General features: G+C 34.1%; 16 protein-coding genes and 3 pseudogenes. 12 read left to right on the top strand and 7 right to left on the bottom strand.

The features are described 5' to 3' along the window. Positions 1 to 44: 44 nt before the first annotated feature. Together infA and ABWU45_RS06960 are read left to right on the top strand one after the other, a co-directional pair. The gene (gene infA, locus ABWU45_RS06965) at positions 45 to 308 is read left to right on the top strand and encodes a translation initiation factor IF-1 (RefSeq protein ID WP_052264695.1); all 264 of its coding nucleotides are present in this window, start codon (positions 45 to 47) and stop codon (positions 306 to 308) included. Next, positions 286 to 876, top strand: coding sequence for a Maf family nucleotide pyrophosphatase (locus ABWU45_RS06960; protein WP_010401248.1), 591 nt, complete (start codon positions 286 to 288; stop codon positions 874 to 876). Before infA ends, ABWU45_RS06960 begins: the two co-directional genes overlap by 23 nt. Here the strand turns inward: ABWU45_RS06960 and ABWU45_RS06955 are convergent. Continuing rightward, positions 863 to 3,130 (bottom strand): hypothetical protein, encoded by a 2,268-nt coding sequence (locus ABWU45_RS06955; protein ID WP_353278326.1) that lies wholly within the window; start codon positions 3,128 to 3,130, stop codon positions 863 to 865. The two genes, ABWU45_RS06960 and ABWU45_RS06955, sit on opposite strands and share 14 nt — an antisense overlap. A 380-nt stretch (positions 3,131 to 3,510) precedes the next feature. Continuing rightward, entirely contained in the window at positions 3,511 to 4,848 is a 1,338-nt protein-coding gene (locus ABWU45_RS06945; RefSeq protein ID WP_264683308.1) for an alanine/glycine:cation symporter family protein, read from the bottom strand. A gap of 387 nt (positions 4,849 to 5,235) precedes the next feature. Between ABWU45_RS06945 and ABWU45_RS06940 the strand changes: the two genes are divergently transcribed. From ABWU45_RS06940 to ABWU45_RS06925, 4 genes and pseudogenes are all read left to right on the top strand, one after another. Beyond that, entirely contained in the window at positions 5,236 to 5,463 is a 228-nt protein-coding gene (locus tag ABWU45_RS06940; RefSeq protein ID WP_064085506.1) for a hypothetical protein, read from the top strand. 80 nt (positions 5,464 to 5,543) lie between these two features. Next, positions 5,544 to 5,738, top strand: a complete 195-nt coding sequence (locus ABWU45_RS06935) for a hypothetical protein (protein WP_353278325.1) — start codon at positions 5,544 to 5,546, stop codon at positions 5,736 to 5,738. After that, positions 5,701 to 6,408 carry a hypothetical protein gene (locus ABWU45_RS06930; RefSeq protein WP_353278324.1) on the top strand — a complete coding sequence of 236 codons (708 nt, stop codon included), beginning with the start codon at positions 5,701 to 5,703 and terminating at the stop codon, positions 6,406 to 6,408. Before ABWU45_RS06935 ends, ABWU45_RS06930 begins: the two co-directional genes overlap by 38 nt. A gap of 78 nt (positions 6,409 to 6,486) precedes the next feature. Further along, positions 6,487 to 7,348, top strand: a pseudogene (locus ABWU45_RS06925) (IS982 family transposase). 198 nt (positions 7,349 to 7,546) lie between these two features. Here the strand turns inward: ABWU45_RS06925 and ABWU45_RS06920 are convergent. From ABWU45_RS06920 to ABWU45_RS06910, 3 genes are all read right to left on the bottom strand, one after another. Further along, the gene (locus ABWU45_RS06920) at positions 7,547 to 8,050 is read right to left on the bottom strand and encodes a protein-disulfide reductase DsbD domain-containing protein (protein ID WP_264683312.1); all 504 of its coding nucleotides are present in this window, start codon (positions 8,048 to 8,050) and stop codon (positions 7,547 to 7,549) included. Positions 8,051 to 8,337: 287 nt separating this feature from the next. Continuing rightward, entirely contained in the window at positions 8,338 to 9,996 is a 1,659-nt protein-coding gene (gene groL / locus ABWU45_RS06915; protein ID WP_353278323.1) for a chaperonin GroEL, read from the bottom strand. 89 nt (positions 9,997 to 10,085) lie between these two features. After that, entirely contained in the window at positions 10,086 to 10,376 is a 291-nt protein-coding gene (locus ABWU45_RS06910; RefSeq protein WP_007302813.1) for a co-chaperone GroES, read from the bottom strand. A gap of 113 nt (positions 10,377 to 10,489) precedes the next feature. Here ABWU45_RS06910 and ABWU45_RS06905 point away from each other — a divergent pair, with 113 nt between their 5' ends. The 4 genes from ABWU45_RS06905 to tnpC all read left to right on the top strand — a co-directional run bounded on the left by ABWU45_RS06905 (position 10,490) and on the right by tnpC (position 14,947). After that, positions 10,490 to 11,287, top strand: coding sequence for a YgfZ/GcvT domain-containing protein (locus ABWU45_RS06905; RefSeq protein ID WP_353278322.1), 798 nt, complete (start codon positions 10,490 to 10,492; stop codon positions 11,285 to 11,287). Between the two features lie 127 nt (positions 11,288 to 11,414). Continuing rightward, the gene (locus ABWU45_RS06900) at positions 11,415 to 12,773 is read left to right on the top strand and encodes a hypothetical protein (protein WP_353278321.1); all 1,359 of its coding nucleotides are present in this window, start codon (positions 11,415 to 11,417) and stop codon (positions 12,771 to 12,773) included. Between the two features lie 427 nt (positions 12,774 to 13,200). Then, a complete protein-coding gene (gene tnpA, locus ABWU45_RS06895; protein WP_353278320.1) occupies positions 13,201 to 13,533 on the top strand; it encodes an IS200/IS605 family transposase in 333 nt (110 codons plus the stop codon). Between the two features lie 61 nt (positions 13,534 to 13,594). Further along, entirely contained in the window at positions 13,595 to 14,947 is a 1,353-nt protein-coding gene (tnpC, locus tag ABWU45_RS06890; RefSeq protein WP_353279066.1) for an IS66 family transposase, read from the top strand. Positions 14,948 to 14,955: 8 nt separating this feature from the next. Here tnpC and ABWU45_RS06885 read toward each other — a convergent pair. After that, positions 14,956 to 15,789: pseudogene (locus ABWU45_RS06885) on the bottom strand (FAD-dependent oxidoreductase); the annotation flags it as partial. Continuing rightward, complete coding sequence (locus ABWU45_RS06880) at positions 15,776 to 16,375, bottom strand: peroxiredoxin (RefSeq protein ID WP_010401485.1); 600 nt, start codon at positions 16,373 to 16,375, stop codon at positions 15,776 to 15,778. The pseudogene ABWU45_RS06885 and the gene ABWU45_RS06880, both read right to left, overlap by 14 nt. A 287-nt stretch (positions 16,376 to 16,662) precedes the next feature. Between ABWU45_RS06880 and ABWU45_RS06875 the strand changes: the two are divergent. Together ABWU45_RS06875 and ABWU45_RS06870 are read left to right on the top strand one after the other, a co-directional pair. Further along, positions 16,663 to 17,237: pseudogene (locus tag ABWU45_RS06875) on the top strand (IS6 family transposase). Positions 17,238 to 17,438: 201 nt separating this feature from the next. Next, the gene (locus ABWU45_RS06870) at positions 17,439 to 18,107 is read left to right on the top strand and encodes a septal ring lytic transglycosylase RlpA family protein (RefSeq protein WP_012481726.1); all 669 of its coding nucleotides are present in this window, start codon (positions 17,439 to 17,441) and stop codon (positions 18,105 to 18,107) included. Positions 18,108 to 18,280 lie beyond the last annotated feature (173 nt).

Below are 18,280 nucleotides of genomic sequence, written 5' to 3'. Positions count from 1 at the left end.
AATCTATAGTAGACTGAAAAAGATTATTAAATTATAATACGACAATGATAAAAGAAGACAAATCAAAAACAATTTTTGAAGTGGAAGGGGCAGTAACTGCTTTACTACCTGCAGCAGAATTTAGAGTGAAGCTGGACAATGAACATGAGATTATCTGTCATGTATCAGGGAAAGTGAGAAGAAGTAAAATACGCATAATTATAGGCGATAGGGTGTTGGTTGAGATGAGTGTTTATGATAGGAATGCAAAAAAGGGTAGGATAATTAGAAGGCTTAAAGGTACAAGTGACAGAACGATCTCTAAATAATCTTATTCTTGCTTCATCATCGAAAAGGCGTATAGCTTTACTAAAACAAATAAATATTGAGCCAGGTTTAATTTTGCCAGCAGACATAGATGAAGTTCCTTTAAAAAAGGAACTTCCAAGAGATTACTCAATCCGTATGGCAAAAAGTAAAGCTGAGAAAACACAAAGTTCAAATCCAAATTACTTTGTGCTTGGTGTTGATACAGTTGTTGCTTGTGGTAGAAGGATACTGCTCAAAGCTGAAAACGTTGAGCAAGCAGAAAAATGCGTTCGCTTGTTATCAGGAAGAAGGCATAGAGTATACACCAGTGTGTGTTTATTAACTCCTGATCAATCTAAACAGCATATTAGGACTGTAGTTACAATAGTGAAATTTAAGCGTCTCAGCGAACAAGAAATTAAATATTATTTAGCATCAGAAGAGTGGAAAAACAGGGCAGGGGGGTGCAACATACAAGGTCTTGCAGGAATGTTTGTATTATTTTTACGTGGCTCATACTCTTCTGTAATAGGGTTACCATTACATGAAACCCATTGCTTGCTAAGTAATTACTTTAACCTATACTAATACCATTGTCCTTTTTTTGTTTTTCTTCAGCAATAAGTTCAGCCCAGATTCTATTTCTATTTGCTAATGCAATTCTATTGCGATCAGGACTATCATTGCGTTCTGTTAAAGTATCTTTTCTTTCCTCTTCTACTATTCCAGCTTTCAGTTGTGCTGCATCTTTTTCTAGCAATTTATATAGTTCGCTATTTTTGTCTATAGTCAGATTAGTATTATCATTTTCTTGTTCTGCTTCTTGTTCTGCCACTTTTCTTTCTAATAACTTACGTACAGGGTCATATTTTTTACCTTCTTTTATTTCTTTCAACATACTTTCTGAGAATAAATCTTTAGTAGCCTGGTGTGAAGGTTCTCTCAATCCTTTATTCAATTTTTCCAATGTATCTTTTGGTTCAATGGTTTCTAATCTCTTCTCTAATTGCTCAGAATTGACCTGAAAATTATAGTGGCTAGTGTAAGTTGGAGATGAGTAACCTGAGTCGTTTATTTCTTTCTCCGCTGCATTGTCTTTTAGCAATCCAGCTGCTAATAAATGTTCTTTTGTTTGCCCACTCATTTTCTTTTGATTTACTGGTTTTAGCAGGAATTTCTGAGTTTCTTTATCCAACTTACTGGTAAATTCCGCAAGTAGGGTATCATCTCTTTGTTCAACATTCATTAGGCTCGCTTTTAACTGTCCAGAATTTACTCGAGATTTTTCATGATTAGAGTGAGTTGGAGATGAATAGCCCGAATCGTTTGTTTTTATGTCTGTTGAGCTGTATTCTAGAGATTCATTTTCTTGTAATTTATCTTCGGTTTCTTTTTGTTTATCGTTTCCTCTTTCTTCGTTTTCCTTAGTGCTAAGATAATCTTTTTCTTGTTTATAATCTGATTGAGGATTTGAAAGCGTTATATACTCATCTTCGTTATCGCTCCAACCATCTTCGAAGTCAGAAAATTCTTCATCATACTCACTTTCACTACGTAATAACTCATTTTTTGCTTTCCATGCAAGAATCGAAGCTACATCATTTAGTGGTTGCTTATTTCCAGTATTGCGTGATTCTTTAGCGTTTTCATACTTAAATGCATCTTTAACTTTTTTGAATGCAACGTCTTGTACTGGTGCAGCGCTTTCAGTAGTTGTAGGATCAAAAATTGCACCTTTTTGCCGATTATTAGATATTTGCTCACTTTCATCTGATTTTCGGCTTCCAGGTACAGCATGTCCAAATGTAGCAAATGTAGGATTGTCATACCGTTCATCCTCTTGTGTATTATCTTGATTGTAGATTACAGACTTGGTGAAAATAGTACTGCTTGAAGAAGCATCAGAATATGGAGAATTGTAGTTATTTCTACTATTAATCCGTATTGGCTGATACTCATCTTTTTTCTGATTATTAGGTAATGAACTAGCTCTAGGTGGCAGTGACGGTGGAATCTTTTTAGCAGATGCGTTATTAGAATTTGTAGTGCTAGTCGTTACATGCTTAAACTCAACTTCTTGATCTTGAGTAGCTTGAACGCCAACACCTTTACTAATATCACTTTCTATGAAAGTTTCAGATGATTGTTGATTCTCTTGTTCTTGTCCTTTCTCCTTGAATTGTATTTGATATAGGAATAAGCCACCTATTTTTACATCTGTGTTTGCTTTTAATTGTTCCTCAGTAACACCATTACGTTCAGTTAGATCTACACCATCTTTATCAATCTTGATTTTGATAGTACATTTTTTTCCATTTTTGTCATGCCAATTCAAAGTCATTTCATATGAACCATCGGTTACAACATAATGCCTTATTCTTTTCTCTCCTTCTTCGGCAACAAAACCGTGCATTCCGCTCTTTCCATCACTATGCAGCGTTGAAAATCCCGAAATTCCTTTCTTCTGACAAAAGTCACTATTTAAAAACTCGCTGATTTTAAACTCTTTTTTGTCATCTCCCAGTGTAATACTTGCGTGATCGCCATATATTGAAACTCCTGCGATATCATCAACATACTCTTTTAACCTTGCTTTAACTTCACTTTCAAGCTTTTGTTCGGCTTTCTTTATCTTGTTCTGCTCTGGAAGAATAACTTTATAAGCTTTATTTTTGTCTTCATCTGTCTCCAAATTCCAGATGGGGTGCTTTATTAGAAACTTTACTGCATTAAAACCAACTCTGGAATTATAAATTGGGTCGTCTTCCTTTTTTATTTCATCGAATAAAGTAAAAAATCCTCGAATGAATTCATGATATTGTTGTGTGCTTTGAGTATTCATATTTTCCCTCACTAATAACCCTCTGCCTTTTAGCCTTAGCTAGTACAATTATTACGGGAATTGATTTAGTTTTTATTAAAGAAGTTGTATTGCTAACGTGATGACATGAGCTATTTTATGTTCACATCAAGCAATTTAAGTTGTCATTCCAGTCTGGAATCTAGATTTTTCTAGACTTGATCCTATAGTCAAATTCATAACTACAAACGTTATAATATAAGAGTAATTTTCACCAAAAAGTATGTCATTCTAGTAGCTGACACTGGGATCCAGTCGCACTCAGTTAGTGAGCATAAAATTATTATGTTAAAACATAACATTTTTGATGAAGTTCATGAAAGGCTGGATTCCAGACTGGGATGACAACTTAAAATATTGCTTTAGCTCTGTTTTTGCAACTTCAAGTATTTGCTACTCATAGTAAATACTTCTGGATCTTGAGAAGTGAGCTTGAGTATAGCAAGTATGTTAATAAAAAGCAAAGCAGCAATCGAGATATCAGCTATATCCCAGAGTAACTTAACTCCACCAATTGCACCAAATGGAATGATTAAGGTAAAAACTACAGTCCAGATTTTGGTGTATTTATTATCCATAGATACATAGCGTATTGTTTGTTTTGAACAAAAAAACCAAGTAAAAATAGTAGTAAATGCAAAGCAAAACATTATGGTCATAATAAAATAGTCAATATAGGGCCAATTCATAGCTTTTCTAAAAGCAAATATGCACATGTTAGTGCTCTCTAAATCAGTAATCCAAGAATCTGTGACAAGCAGTACCATTGTTGTAATGAATACTATGAGTGCAACTATAAAAGGAGATATTATTGTGATTAGACTCTGTTCAATGATAAATTTATTGTTATTTTTTTTAGGAGTAATCGAGGAGTGTACAATTCCTTCGAGGCCAAGTCCTATATCTGTTGCAAAAATACCTCGCAAAGTTCCAACTTGAATAATAGTCAACATTTCTAAAATTAAACCTAAAGATAAACCAGAGTTAAAGCTACTAGTTGTAAAAAAATTGCTTGTTATTAGTTTTAGAGAAGGAAGAATATTTTCACTAAACTTAAATAATATGATACCGCAAAGTGTGAGGTAACTTACCGTCATTATCGGTATCATAGCCGATATAAAAATTTTAATTTTTTTTAAGCTGAGAGCTGCAACAACAAAAAATATTATGGCCATTACAATGCCGCCAATGACTACAGGTATATCTACCATGCTGAGTGGTATTGATAGAGAATTTACCTGAACAAGGTTACCAACTGTTATTGAAACCATCATCATAATAACTAGAAACACAACTGTAGCTTTTCTAGAGTTAAATGCATCAGCCATGTAGGCTACAGGTCCACCTATAAACCGTCCATTTTTTTCTTTTCTGGTTTTTATACTTAGGTAACAAGTAACATATTTTATCACAGAAGTAACAACAATAATTATTGCCATCCATAAAATGGATCCCGGTCCTCCGGTTTTTAGAGCAACAGCAGTTCCTGAAATATTTCCTACTCCTAAATTTCCCCCTAAGATTGTAAACAGAGCAGCTATAGAAGAAAATTTATTTTCTCCTCTTTTAGCTCCAATAAGTGAAAGGGCATACGGTAGTCTAAATATCTGCAACCATTTTAGTTTAACCGATAGGTAAACACCAGCAACTAGTATGAGTAGTATTGTTGGCAGTAATAAAACAAACTTTACTGTATCCATCTGTAAAAGAGAGATTTTTACTTGAGTATATAGCAAAAGTTGAAAAATACCTAACCTATTTTCTATGTATGACTTCGGTTCCATTATTCTAGCACCTCTTATCTTGTCATACCAATCACAACTGTATGAACATTGTAATATGGTACAATGTTAAAACAATGTCATTCCAGACTGGAATCCAGAAAATGAACAATGGATCCTAGTTTTAGCTACTCGGATGATAAGAAAAGGATACTTGAATGACAAGAAAGGGGACACTAGAAAGAAATGGGTGTCATTCCAGTGCTTGACACTGGGATGGCTTTGTTGCATCACTCAAGAGAAAAGAACTGGCAGTTACTGACAAAATTCATTATAGAATAGCCATTTAACCATTGAAGAAAAAATATGCCACAGCAAATGAAAGTCAGTAACTGCAATGAATATAACAAATTTCTCCAAGAAAGAGGAAATATTTTTCATTTAGGCAAGGTGTTGATAAGAAGTTTAAGCTACAAGAGCATTAAATACACTGATGAAGTACGAGAATATCTAAATCACATATTGAAGCAACATTCAACAAGTGTAGATGGAGCACAAGCACAATCTTTAGCAGGTGAAAAGAAACAACTATAGTTTTCGTTATTGTTTAGTGTTGACCTAGAAGGTCAACACTGATATATACCTCTATATAGCTAATGTGTGGAGGTAATATGGTGGTAGATAATCCAAAAGCAGTTAATAATCAGGATTATTTTGATAAAAGTAATCGTTTTTATTTGCGCTTAAAAGATAATTTTTTTAAAAATCTGAGCCCAGATAGTAAAGTATCTATAGATTCTGAAGATAAGAACGAAGAAGTTAGTATTGATGATGATGAAGTGTGGTTTAATTTCTACTGTGGTTCCTAGTGAAGAAGGACAGGAAAAGTATAGATATGAAGTTAATGGCAGGTATGAATACAAGTATGCCAATAAGTACGATAGCAAAAATATTGTAGGCAAAATTGCTAAAAAAATTGCACAAGATGTAATTGAAAGTATAAAAGACAATACTTTAGAATATATAGAAATTAAAGAAAGTAGAAAGAAAGGTAAGATTAAGCCTGCACTCAGAATTATGCTTGGCGATCCTACAAAATCAATAAATGTGGTTGATGTTTTAAATAGTGATCTATGCAGAAAATATGGTGTAGATGGAATTACATTATTACTGCCTAGTAAAAGCAAGTGTGAAACAAGGGGAATACGCTGCAGAGTTGATGAGAATGGAGTAAGAATTTATGAAGTAGCTAATGGCTCATATTATATGAATTTAAATTGGTATGTTGAGGGGAAAGAGTGTAAAATGAAAATTAGCATTAGCGATAATAGTTCTGTAGAGTTTATTGAAAGCAATGGTGTTACTTGGGATCAATTAGCTGCACATAAAGAAGTAAAAGTAGGAAGACAATATGAAGCGAAGCCTTTATATGAAGCATTGTCATGTTTAAAGCGAGAAGGCTCTGAAGTAATAAAAGGATTTTATCCTCCAACAAGTGTGGAAAGCATACAAATTACTACAACCCCAACTATGGATTAAATAAAGAGATAAAAGTGCAGCTAAGAAGAGGAAAACAGGGTAAGCTCAAGTATTTTATCAATAATTAAGAGGTTACCCATGAAGAAAGATATTACAGAACTTTACTGTTGCGTCGAGGATTTTTGTCGCACAGTCGATGATAATTTTGCTAATATGCTCCTATCAAAAGGCAGAAAACCCACTAGAATACCGGACTTCGGAAATTCTCACCATAATTCTATTATATCATCAATCCCCTTGCAAAAGTTTCAAAGCTTTTTACCTACTTTATCTGCCACTTTATAAATCTGAGTTTTCTAAATTGCCAACATATGACCGATTTATCGCTCTTAAATCACGGGTTTTATGGTATTTAGCATTACTTTTGCAATGGTTCTGCAAACAAGCAAAAATGACAGGTATTGCCTACATAGACACTTCTACAATCGCTGTTTGCCACAAAAAAAGAATCTCCAAGAACAAAGTTTTTGATGGTTTGGCAGAAATTAGTAAGAGCACATATGGTTGGTTTTTTGGCTTTAAATTGCACTTGGTAATTAATGAAATTGGAGAAATTCAAGCACTTACTCTAACCAAAGGTAACGTTGATGACAGAAAACCTGTGCCAACTCTCACTAAAAGACTGACCGGACTTTTGTTTGGAGATAAGGGCTATATAAAGAAAGAGCTCTTTGAGAAACTCTTTGATAGAGGCCTAAAACTCGTCACTAAAGTAAAAAAAGGTATGAAAAACGTACTCATTTCACTTAAAGAGAAGATTTTACTAAGGAAAAGATCGATTGTTGAGACTGTTTTCGACTCCTTGAAAAACAAATTTGAGATTGAGCACACAAGACACAGATCGCCAACAAATTTCCTAATTCATGTTTTTTCTGTTCTGATTTCCTATTCCATGCAGTCGAAAAAGCCCTCTATTTCTATGCCTTTCTTTGCTGGCTAATCCATAGTTGGGGTTACAGGAGTTAATAAGCAAGCAGCTCTTTCAAAGTTATAATTTTCGTTATTGATTGAAATGAAGCCTTTTGGTCCCCAAAAGGCTTCATGATCGAAATTTTTGGAAAGATCTTTATTGGAAAATTCAGGGACAGGAATAACATTTTTAAGCTATCGTATAACTATCACTTGCTCGCTGGGAGCTCTATTTTTCATACCACTCATTTATGAGTTTATTGATATCAGAATCTATAAAATCCTTTAGTGGTTGACTGGTTTTTATCTCGGCATTTTTAGGGATACACCTATCTTTACATATTGCGTACTTTATATGAAAGTTAATATCAGCGTATTCCTGATTTGGAATGATATTGGTTTTAAAGGGAAATAACACCATATCTTCATATATGTTACTAATAAATGTAACTTCCCCAACTTTATCTTCATGTTCCTTGGGAGTAGGCCAATGAATATCTATATTTGATATGTTACCCTGACAGTCAAAGGAAGTAGGAAGGCCGAAATCTCCAGGGTCTTTGTAATATATATGCCAACCTGGTTTTATTGTAACCTTTATTGCGCCTTCAATGGTAAGGTTTGCTTTATTTACCTTACCAATGAGCAGATCAAATTTTGCAACTTCTTCTTCAGCGCACAATTCAGTGCAAGAAAAAAGTAAAAGTAGGATTGAGTATATACGTATTTTCATAAATACTCTATTTATGAAGAAAATAATTTAAGTTCTATCTATTATAATAAAAATATTATATAAATCATTTGTTAATATAATATTATGCTAATACAAATATACTAGCAATTATAACTTTAATATATTATTTTTTTATTTTTAAGCAGTTATAATATTAAAGAGACGTAACAAATATAAATAGTAGTGGCTTTGCATAGAAAATCACAAATTTATTTCCTTTATAAATGTAAGACTTTTTAGAACTAGAAAGATACCTTGGAGCAAGTTGCTCCAAGGCTCTTGTTTACTTAGAATCCACCCATTCCGCCCATTGCTCCTGCACCCATAGGTGATGAAGCATTTTCTTCTTTGTTTGGTAGATCAACTATCATAGATTCAGTAGTAATAAGTGCGCTTGCTACAGACACTGCCGTTTCAAAAGCAATACGAACTACTTTTGCCGGATCAATTACACCAGCTGTTGATGCATTAGCGTAGTTCATAGCCTCAACGTTGTATATAAGCTCTTTATCATTCTGCTTAATCAAATAGTCAATTATAACAGCAGATTCAAGACCAGCATTTTTAACCAATCTTTTGATTGGAGCACTGAGAACTTTTTTGACAATGTTGATACCTATTTGCTCTTCATCGCTTGAAGCTTTTAGCTTATCAAGAGCAGATGCAGCGTAAAGAAGTGCAACTCCTCCACCTGGAACTATCCCTTCTTCAATTGCAGCTCTTGTTGCGTGAAGTGCATCTTCAACTCTATCTCTGCGTTCTTTTACTTCTACTTCGGTTGCTCCACCAACTTTGAGCACAGCAACACCCCCTGATAATTTTGCTAAACGTTCTCTTAGCTTTTCTTTATCATAATCAGAGGTTGAAGTTTCAATCTGAGATTTAATCTGGTTAATTCTAGCATTTACTTTGTTTTGTTTATTACAGTCGCTGTCTTCACTAACAATTGTGGTATTGTCTTTAGTGATTTTAACATTTTTAGCAGTACCAAGATCTTCAAGAGTTAAATCTTCCATCTTGATTCCAAGCTCATCTTTTATGACATACTTAGCACCTGTTAAAGCTGCTATATCTTCGAGCATCTCCTTTCTCCTATCACCAAAACCTGGAGCTTTTACTGCAGCAACTTTTAGACCACGTAATTTGTTGATCACTAAAGTGCTTAATGCTTCACCTTCAACATCTTCTGCAATGATAAACAAAGGTTTACCAGACTTAAAAATAGCCTCAAGAATAGGAAGTAAAGGTTGAATAATATTAAGTTTTTTTTCTGTAATCAGCAAATATGGATCATCAAGTTCCACGCTCATCTTTTCATTATTTGTAACAAAGTATGGAGAGAGATAACCACGGTCAAACTGCATACCAGTTGTAAGTTCAACTTCTAATTCTTTTGAACCCTTACTCTCTTCAACAGTGATGACGCCTTCTTTTCCAACCTTTTTAACAGCATCAGCAATGCTATTACCAATATCTTTATCACCATTTGCAGAAATTATTGCAACTTGTGCAACTTCATCCATTTTCTCTAAAGAAATTGTGCGAGACATTGATGTAATCTCCTTTAATATCACATCTTTTGCCTTCTGTATTCCATTTTTGATACAAATACGATCATTTCCAGCTGCAATTGACTTTGAAGCTTCCATTATCATATTGCTAGTCAGTATTGAGCATGTTGTGGTACCATCACCAACTTTGTCATTACACTGAGAAGCACTTTGAGCAATGGTGCTTACTATCGCAGAGTGTAATGGTTTTTCAGGCTTTATACCTTTCATTACCTTATAGCCATCCTTTGTGACCTCTGGTCCACCATATGGCTTGCTAATTCCTACTGTATTTCCCCTAGGCCCTGCAGTTGCTCCCACCGTTGAGTCAACCATTGCTGCAACTTCACGAAAGGCTTCTTGCAACTGTTCGCCTGATACTACTATGTTAGCCATTTTTATCACTCCTTAAATTAATAAAAAATTTAGAATATTAAAATACATAATGCACTATATAGCGCATTAGTTTAGTAAAATAGGAATACCTACTTGATAACAGCAAGTAGGTCTGACTCCTTCATCACGACATACTTTTCATTATCATGCTCTACTTCTGTTCCAGCCCACTGCCTGTAGAAAACCTTATCACCAGTTTTTACAGTTAAAGCTATACGCTCTCCGCTTGAGTTGCGTGAACCACTACCAATTGCTATAACTTCACCTTTAGTAGGCTTCTTTTCAGCACTTGATGGTAGTACAATTCCACCTTGTTTTTCTTCAGTAATAGGCTTTATTAGCACGTTATCATCTAATACATTCAAATTTACACTTGACATTTATGTTTCCTCATTAATAGATTAACCTACAATTCTATGTAGTCATCTAAAGGTTACATTTCAAGGGTTGGAGTTAGTAAAAGTGTATAATTTAAGGTTTGAACAGAAGTTTTATGGGTTACATACCGCTAGCAAACCGTAGTCTAATATCTTTATACGGACAAGATACGAGAGATTTTCTTCAGGGTGTTATAACAAATGATATTAATAAACTAAGTAGCCAGCAGGCAATTTACTCTTTATTACTCAACCCTCAGGGAAAATATCTGTACGATTTTTTCCTCATTGAGCATGATAAATATATTTATTTGGAGTGTGAAAATTCCCATCTACAGCAAATAATTGAAAAATTAGACTTGCTCAAAACTTACCTTAGAGTGAGGATTAAAGACATTAGTTCACTATATAAGGTTGGAGTTTTGTTTGATGCTAAGTTGGCGGAGTGTAGTAGTAAGTCACAAGTTATTTTTCAAGATCCAAGGCACAAGCTGCTAGGAATGAGGATCATACATGAAGATGAAATAAAAGAACCGGTTGGAGATTTTATTCAGTATGAAAAAGTTAGAATTAAAAACCTTGTCCCAGATGGAGCAAAAGATATGGTGCAAAATTCATCATTTCCGCTGCAATATTTAATCGATAAGATAAATGGTATAAGCTTTAATAAAGGGTGCTATATAGGTCAGGAAGTTGTAAATCGAATGAGCAGACAAGAAAAATTCAGAAGGAAACTTTACCTTGTTGAGGGAAAAAATGCACTTCCAAATATTGGCACTAAAGTAATCAGTGAACATAATGAAGAAGTAGGAGAACTACGCTCTAGTGTCGACAATATTGGACTTGCATTGCTTAATACTGGAAAAAGCCACGCAAATTTATATGTCGGTGGAGTTAGCATTAAGACGTTATAAAATATCTATTCGAGCAAAAGCCCCTTTTTCTTGTTTGAGTGTTTGTGATACTTAGTTAAATTGTTGACTTTATTACTTAAATATATAATAATTAAAGTATATTATTTTTTTAGTAGGAGAGTTTGATATGCCATTAACAGAAAAACAGAAAGAATCATTTCAACAATTATATAAAAGATTTAGAGATAATGGAGATATTGGTGAACTTTTAGGAACAGTATCAAAAGAAGATCTTCCTACTGTTTTAACAGTACATTATAGTCAAAGTGGAGATACAATTCTTGGATCTTATGAATCATTAAAGGTAAAGCAAGTTCAAGCAGTTTTGAAGCGTGCGAAAGAACTAAATATTTCTTTTGAAAACATTGTAAATCTATCAGTTTTTTTATTAAGTTTTGATAGTGAAAGTAAAAAAAGAGAAAGTATCTCACTAGATGGATGCATTAAAAATCCTGATTTTAAATTTCTGCCAGACGTTTTACATGCAATTAATGAAAGTTACGGATTAAAATCACTTTGGGAAGATATATCTGAAGATGATCGTGAAAAGATTAAAACTCGATTAGATGAAGGTAAACATAAAGACTTGCTAGATAAAATCAATCTGATTGAAAAGACCATGATAGAAGAAGAACGAAAGAGTAATTTATTTATTAAATTACATAAAAAATTCAGAGAGGTTGATGATATTGATGGATCTTTAAGAGCAATAGAAAACAAAGTAGATTTTCTTAATGTCTTTTCAAGATTTTATGTGAAAGATGGAGATCAAATTCTTGGATCTTTTGAATCATTAAAGGTAAAGCAAGTTCAAGCAGTTTTGAAGCGTGCGAAAGAACTAAATATTCCTTTTGAAAACATTGTAAATCTACCAGTTTTTTTATTAAGTTTTGATAGTGAAAGTAAAAAAAGAGAAAGTATCTCACTAGATGGATGCATTAAAAATCCTGATTTTAAATTTCTGCCAGACGTTTTACATGCAATTAATGAAAGTTACGGATTAAAATCACTTTGGGAAGATATATCTGAAGATGATCGTGAAAAGATTAAAACTCGATTAGATGAAAGTGAACATAAAGACTTGCTAGATAAAATCAACCTGATTGAGAGGATCATAAGCACTGAAAGTAAGGAAGTACAAACTGATAATACGGCAGATGACAATCTATCTAAAACAAGTAGCTTAGCTAGTAGTGATGGAAGTAATTTAACTATCACAGATAATATGAAAGATAAAAGTAAGCCAGTTAGTAAAGCAATTGTTGCTGGTGCTATTTGCGGTGTTATAGCTGCATTAGCAGTTGGTGGTGGATGTTTTGCTGCTGGTGTTGCATTACCAATACTGGCTCTAATTGGCATAGCTGTAGCTGCTGCTCTAGTAACAGGACTTGTTGCTGGTGGTATTACATATGTAATATCTAGTAAGATAGAAAATCCTGACACATCAAGATTGGCAACAGAACAAGATTTGCCTCAGCAAAGTTAAGTAGAAGGAAGAAGTCTCTTCTTCCTTCTCTCCAAATTTTTTACTTTGTTAGGTACCCTGAATAGGATTTTAGATATCTTGTCCTATGTGTAACCATAAAGTGTTAAAGGATAACTCCGTTCGCGCAAAAGCACCTTTTTCTTGTTTAAGTGTTTGTGATCATTAGTTGTTCACAGCATTGTGAATAACTCAGTTGATAGCTTAGTGGAATAAATATTTTACGCATTATGAGTACTTTGGAGATTCATAATAAAGTGGACAACTCTAAAAAATTATATCAATTTTAATCTTTTTTAGTGTCCCCCTTCGGGGATTGTCCCGCCTTGAGGCGAAGGGCAAGTTACAATAGTCGCGTATGCGACGTTATGGGTATAATGCACACTCTAAGTACGATATGAAAGTACACTTGGTATGATATCGCAAAAGGGTGCTAATAGGCCAAATTGCTGTTAGAGTTAGGGAGCTGCTAAGGCAGGTTACTATGGAAAATGAGATTCAAATTATCTCAGGCAAAGTTGCAGTAGATCATATTCATATGTTTATATCATATAAACCACAGCAAAGTGTTAGTAAAATTGTACAACTTTTGAAAGGAACAAGTTCAAGGTTGCTGATGCAAGATTTTGCAAGTCTAAGGAAGCAATTTTGGGGCAGGCACCTTTGGGCACGTGGATATTTAGCCGTAAGTTCTGACAGACGAGGTTATACAAGAGTAGTATCCGTTCAGAGGTATGGTAAGGATAAAAAAGAATTGACATAACATATCAAAGTAATAATAACAGAAAATGTTGATAGTAAGGTAAGGCTAGATGCTTCAATTGTTGATCAGTATTGTAGAGTTATGTAAAAACTTAGAGCAAAAAGTAGCAAAGCTTGAAGAAAAAAATAAAATCTTAGAAATAGAGAATGCTGAACTAAGAGAGAGACTTGGCTTGAACTCAAGGAATTCATCTTTACCAAGTTCAAAAGAGCTGTACAAAATAAAAAAAGACACACCAGAAGATAAGTCAGAGGGTGGCAGGAAGATAGGGGGTCAAGTTGGTCATAAAGGAAATTATCGGATAAAAATGGAAGCAGATGAAGTAATTAGAGTAAGATTACATGATACTTGTGAATGTGGTGGAGAAATTGCAGTATGCAACAAACCCTATATTCACCAGAATGTTGATCTCCCAAAAATTAAGCCTTACGTAGTGGAATACCAACTAGAACATGGGCGCTGTCGTAAATGCGGAAAAAGAAGGAGTAGCAAATTACCAGAAGGAGTTACACCTGATACCTTTGGTCCTAGAGTTAAGTCAGTAGTTGCATCACTAAGTGGGTTTTATAAGAATTCAAAGCGAGAAATAGCGAATATCATGAAAGACATCTTTAACATGAGTATAAGTGTTGGTAGTGTGTCCAATAGCGAAGCAAGGGTCTCGTCAAAATGTAAAGAAGCCTATGAACAAATAGAGGAAGAAATGAAAGCAAGCGAAATTTTGCATATTGATGAAACCAGTCACTATAACAAAGGTAAATTGGAATGGTGCTGGATGTTTGCCAACAATAAAGCAAGTCTTATGAAGTTAGCAGATACAAGAGGAATGAAGTTTTTAAAGAATAGTGCATTTTGTGATTACAAAAATCGGGTAATTACCGACAGATATGGAGTTTACAACCACTTCAGTGATGAAAAACGACAAATTTGTTGGGCTCACTTATTGAGAAATTTCGAGAGGTTATCTCATAGCTGGAATAGTGAAGTAATGAGACTTGGCCATTGTTTAAAAGATGCAGCTAATGGATTATTTACATTAAAAAACGCTTTGTCAGAAAATGAAATTAGTATTTCAAAGTTCACTAAGCAAGCTAAAGAGTTACGAAGATTTATGCAGTACTGCATGATAAAAATATCTTATATACTTGAAGCAAAAGGAGCTTCACGAACGGTAAAGGGTATTATAAAATCCGAGCCAATGATGTGGACATTTTTGGATGATCCAGAGAATATTCCATTAACGAATAATCATGTTGAGCGACAAATACGGCATTATGTTGTCTATCGTAAGAATTCATATTTTGCACAGTCAGAGCGAGGGAATAGATTCCTTGAGCGGATAATTTCGTTGTATCTCACTTGGAGGCAAAAAAAGTTAAATCCATTTCAAAACCTTCTATCTATTGTCTCTTAAGCCACACCTCTGAACGGATACGTTGTTCCAGGTTTCGTAATTATATAACCTTGCTGATCCATTTCAACAAAGCCCTTAAAAATACCTGTATTTGGTGCATGCCCAATTGCAATGAACACTCCATCTACTTTCAATTCCTGGGTTTTATTGATGTCTGTCGATTTAATTGTAATGCCAGTAACTTTTTTAGGATTTTCTTCTCCAAGAATCTGCTCTACGGTATGATTCCATATTACCTTTATCTTATCATTTTTAAAGAGCCTGTCTTGCATTACTTTCTCTGCTCTTAACTTATCACGCCTGTGTATCAGTATAACTTCCTTAGCAAATCGAGTTAAAAATATTGCCTCTTCAACGGCAGTATTTCCACCACCAATCACAGCTACAACTTTATTCTTAAAAAATGCACCATCACAAGTTGCGCATGCCGAAACTCCGTAACCTTGAAATTTCTTTTCACTCTCCAGGCCAAGCCACTTCGCTTGCGCACCAGCTGCGATTATAATTGCATTCGAATAGTAGTCACTAGCATTACCACAAGATCTAAATCTATACTCATTAGAATCCTCAAGTTGTTCAACGCTTTTTATTTCGTCATCTATTATCCTTGCCCCCACCTTCTCTGCATGCAACCTCTTTTGTTCCATGAGTTCTGGACCTTGTATAGAAATAAAACCTGGATAGTTTTCAACATCCGTAGTAATTGTAAGCTGACCACCAGGTTGCATTCCTGTTACTACAATTGGCTCTAAATTTGCACGTGCTGCATATATAGCAGCAGCATAACCCGCTGCTCCAGATCCAATAATAAGAACTTTTGTACTCAATTTATAATTCTGCACTGTGTGAGTTTAGATAATCAGCCACTCCTTCATCGCTTGCCTGCATTGCTGGCTTACCTTTTTTCCACCCTGCTGGACATACTTCACCATGCTCTTCATTATGTTTTATTGCATCAATAATTCTAATAAACTCATCGATATTACGCCCTAAAGGAAAATCATTTATCGATTGATGACGTACAACAAACTTATCATCAATAACAAAAGTTGCTCTTAGTGCAATTGAGTCATCATATAAGACCCCATAGTCTCTTGATATAGACTTTTTGATATCAGACACTAAATTGTAGCTAACCTCTCCAATACCACCATCATTAACTGGAGTGTTTCGCCATTTATAGTGTGAAAATTTTGAATCTATACTTATTCCTATCACTTCAACATTACGTTTTGAAAAATCTTCTATTTTGTTGCTAAATGATATCAACTCAGTTGGACAGACAAAAGTAAAATCAAGTGGATAGAAAAAAAGGACAGCATACTTATCCTTTATATGTTTACTTAAACAGAAATCATCAACTATTTTTCCACTAGCAAGAACAGCCGAAGCAGTAAAATCGATAGCGGATTTTGTTACAAGATTCATAACTAACCTATTCATTCTTAATATTTATAATTTTATACCTTGATACATTTACATGCAAGTTTTCTCTAGCCCCAATCCTATAAAAACGGTTCTGTCGCATCTATAAACCATAGGAAAAAAGCTGAGATTATAGGAGTTATGAAGCCATTAACATAGCAAAATTCTCAAAAGTAGAAACATTATTTTAATAATTTGTCTTTTTTGAATCATACGAATATTTTCGGTTCTGTCGCATTTGTAGGGAAGTAGAAAGAAGAATGATATAATTGTCTAAAAAAAAAGCAAAGATGTTTCGTATCAATCAAAAATTGTTGCCATATTTCAAAGGATTTAGCTTTTCAGAGGATGTTATCTGTATACATGAAATGTCGATTCTCTTTGAGCTATCGAGATTTGGAAGAAATGATGAGTATAAGGGGAGCAAAATGCTACGTTACAAAGGTGGGTTATCACCACTGATAGATGAGGCAGTAAGGAAAAGAAAGAAGCAGGTTGGTAGTAGTTGGAGAGACTTACATTAAATTAAACGGTAAATGGGTTTATTTATATACTGTAGACTTGTGTGTTAGTAGAGACAAGTCTGCAGCACTTGCATTCTTTCGTAAAGCCTTCAGGAGTAACTATCTTCCTGAGAAAATTGTAATTGATAAAAGCGGCAGTAATACTGCTGCTCTTGATGATTTGAATGCAGAAATTTCTGAAGATTACAGTTCTTCAAATAAAATATCTAAATAATATTGTTGATAGATTTATCAAAAAACTAATAAAGCCAATGCTTGGGTTTAAAAGCTTCCATTCCGCAAAGATTACCATCACAGGCATAGAAAATATTCGTATGATTAAAAAAAAGACAAATTATTAAAATAATGTTTCTACTTTTGAGAATTTTGCTATGTTAATGGCTTCATAACTCCTATAATCCCAGCTTTTTTCCTATGGTTTATAGATGCGACAGAACCTTTTTTAGTGCTGTGCATATTTGGCAATAGACGTTTACTTATTACTAAATTTATTATAGTATAATTTAAAATCCTCATGGTATCGAACCATTTCACTAAGTACAATGATAAAAAAACTAGCCTTTCTATGTCTAATATTCGTTTTGATGAGTAGTTGTAGTTTTAGCAATAGGTGTAATCACACTGCAGGTCATTATAAAATTGGCAATAGCTATACAATAAATGGTATCACCTACCACCCAAAATACTGTAGCTGTTACGAAGAAGTAGGAATAGCATCGTGGTATGGAATAGAAGATCATGGCACAATTACAGCCAACGGTGAAGTGTTTAATCGTCACTTGATTTCTGCAGCACATAAGACCTTGCCCCTACCCTGCTTTGTTCGTGTTACTAATTTAGAAAATGGAAGAAAGCTTGTTATAAGAGTTAATGATAGAGGGCCATTTGTTGAAGGTAGAATAATAGACTTGTCAGAAAAAGCAGCACAAGTTTTAGGACTTCATAAGTCTGGGCTTGCGAAAGTAAAAGTCGAGTACTTAAGAAAGAGGTCAGAACAATTGATACAAAATACTCCTCATTACAAAAGGCAATATGAAAAAGAAATGCAGAAACGTCACCCAAAACAAAACAATGCAGAAAGTAAGGGATATGTAGCATTTTTTGTAAACGCTCAAGTAGCTAAATCAGCTGCATCAAAGCTTCGTAATCAAGGAATAGAAAATGTTAGATTGCTTTTCAAGAATGATCAATATTGCGTAAAAGTAAGTTAAAACCTGCATTACAGATTGTGTAGCATGCCAGAAACTATTTGACAAATGAGAATGTTCCAAAAGCATGTGCGTCAAGTTGAGAAACTATCGTGAAATATAGCAATATTTAAAGATTGGTATTTTATTTGTTACATTTCAGGTAGTGACAGCTACCTAAGCTAGAGCTGTAAAAA

The sequence above is a fragment of the Wolbachia endosymbiont (group B) of Longitarsus flavicornis genome, from assembly GCF_964028135.1.
Lineage (GTDB): Bacteria > Pseudomonadota > Alphaproteobacteria > Rickettsiales > Anaplasmataceae > Wolbachia.
Note: the sequence above shows the minus strand (reverse complement) of the source record. Positions and strands in the feature narration are given on the sequence as shown.

What these genes read in the sequence shown, in the direction of transcription:
- ABWU45_RS06940 (WP_064085506.1), top strand. Translation starts at nt 5,236, where the DNA reads ATGCCACAGCAAATGAAAGTCAGTAACTGCAATGAATATAACAAATTT.
- ABWU45_RS06880 (WP_010401485.1), bottom strand. Translation starts at nt 16,375, where the DNA reads ATGAATCTTGTAACAAAATCCGCTATCGATTTTACTGCTTCGGCTGTT.
- groL (WP_353278323.1), bottom strand. Translation starts at nt 9,996, where the DNA reads ATGGCTAACATAGTAGTATCAGGCGAACAGTTGCAAGAAGCCTTTCGT.
- ABWU45_RS06870 (WP_012481726.1), top strand. Translation starts at nt 17,439, where the DNA reads ATGATAAAAAAACTAGCCTTTCTATGTCTAATATTCGTTTTGATGAGT.
- infA (WP_052264695.1), top strand. Translation starts at nt 45, where the DNA reads ATGATAAAAGAAGACAAATCAAAAACAATTTTTGAAGTGGAAGGGGCA.
- ABWU45_RS06920 (WP_264683312.1), bottom strand. Translation starts at nt 8,050, where the DNA reads ATGAAAATACGTATATACTCAATCCTACTTTTACTTTTTTCTTGCACT.
- ABWU45_RS06930 (WP_353278324.1), top strand. Translation starts at nt 5,701, where the DNA reads ATGATGAAGTGTGGTTTAATTTCTACTGTGGTTCCTAGTGAAGAAGGA.
- ABWU45_RS06945 (WP_264683308.1), bottom strand. Translation starts at nt 4,848, where the DNA reads ATGGATACAGTAAAGTTTGTTTTATTACTGCCAACAATACTACTCATA.
- ABWU45_RS06905 (WP_353278322.1), top strand. Translation starts at nt 10,490, where the DNA reads ATGGGTTACATACCGCTAGCAAACCGTAGTCTAATATCTTTATACGGA.
- ABWU45_RS06955 (WP_353278326.1), bottom strand. Translation starts at nt 3,130, where the DNA reads ATGAATACTCAAAGCACACAACAATATCATGAATTCATTCGAGGATTT.
- ABWU45_RS06900 (WP_353278321.1), top strand. Translation starts at nt 11,415, where the DNA reads ATGCCATTAACAGAAAAACAGAAAGAATCATTTCAACAATTATATAAA.
- ABWU45_RS06910 (WP_007302813.1), bottom strand. Translation starts at nt 10,376, where the DNA reads ATGTCAAGTGTAAATTTGAATGTATTAGATGATAACGTGCTAATAAAG.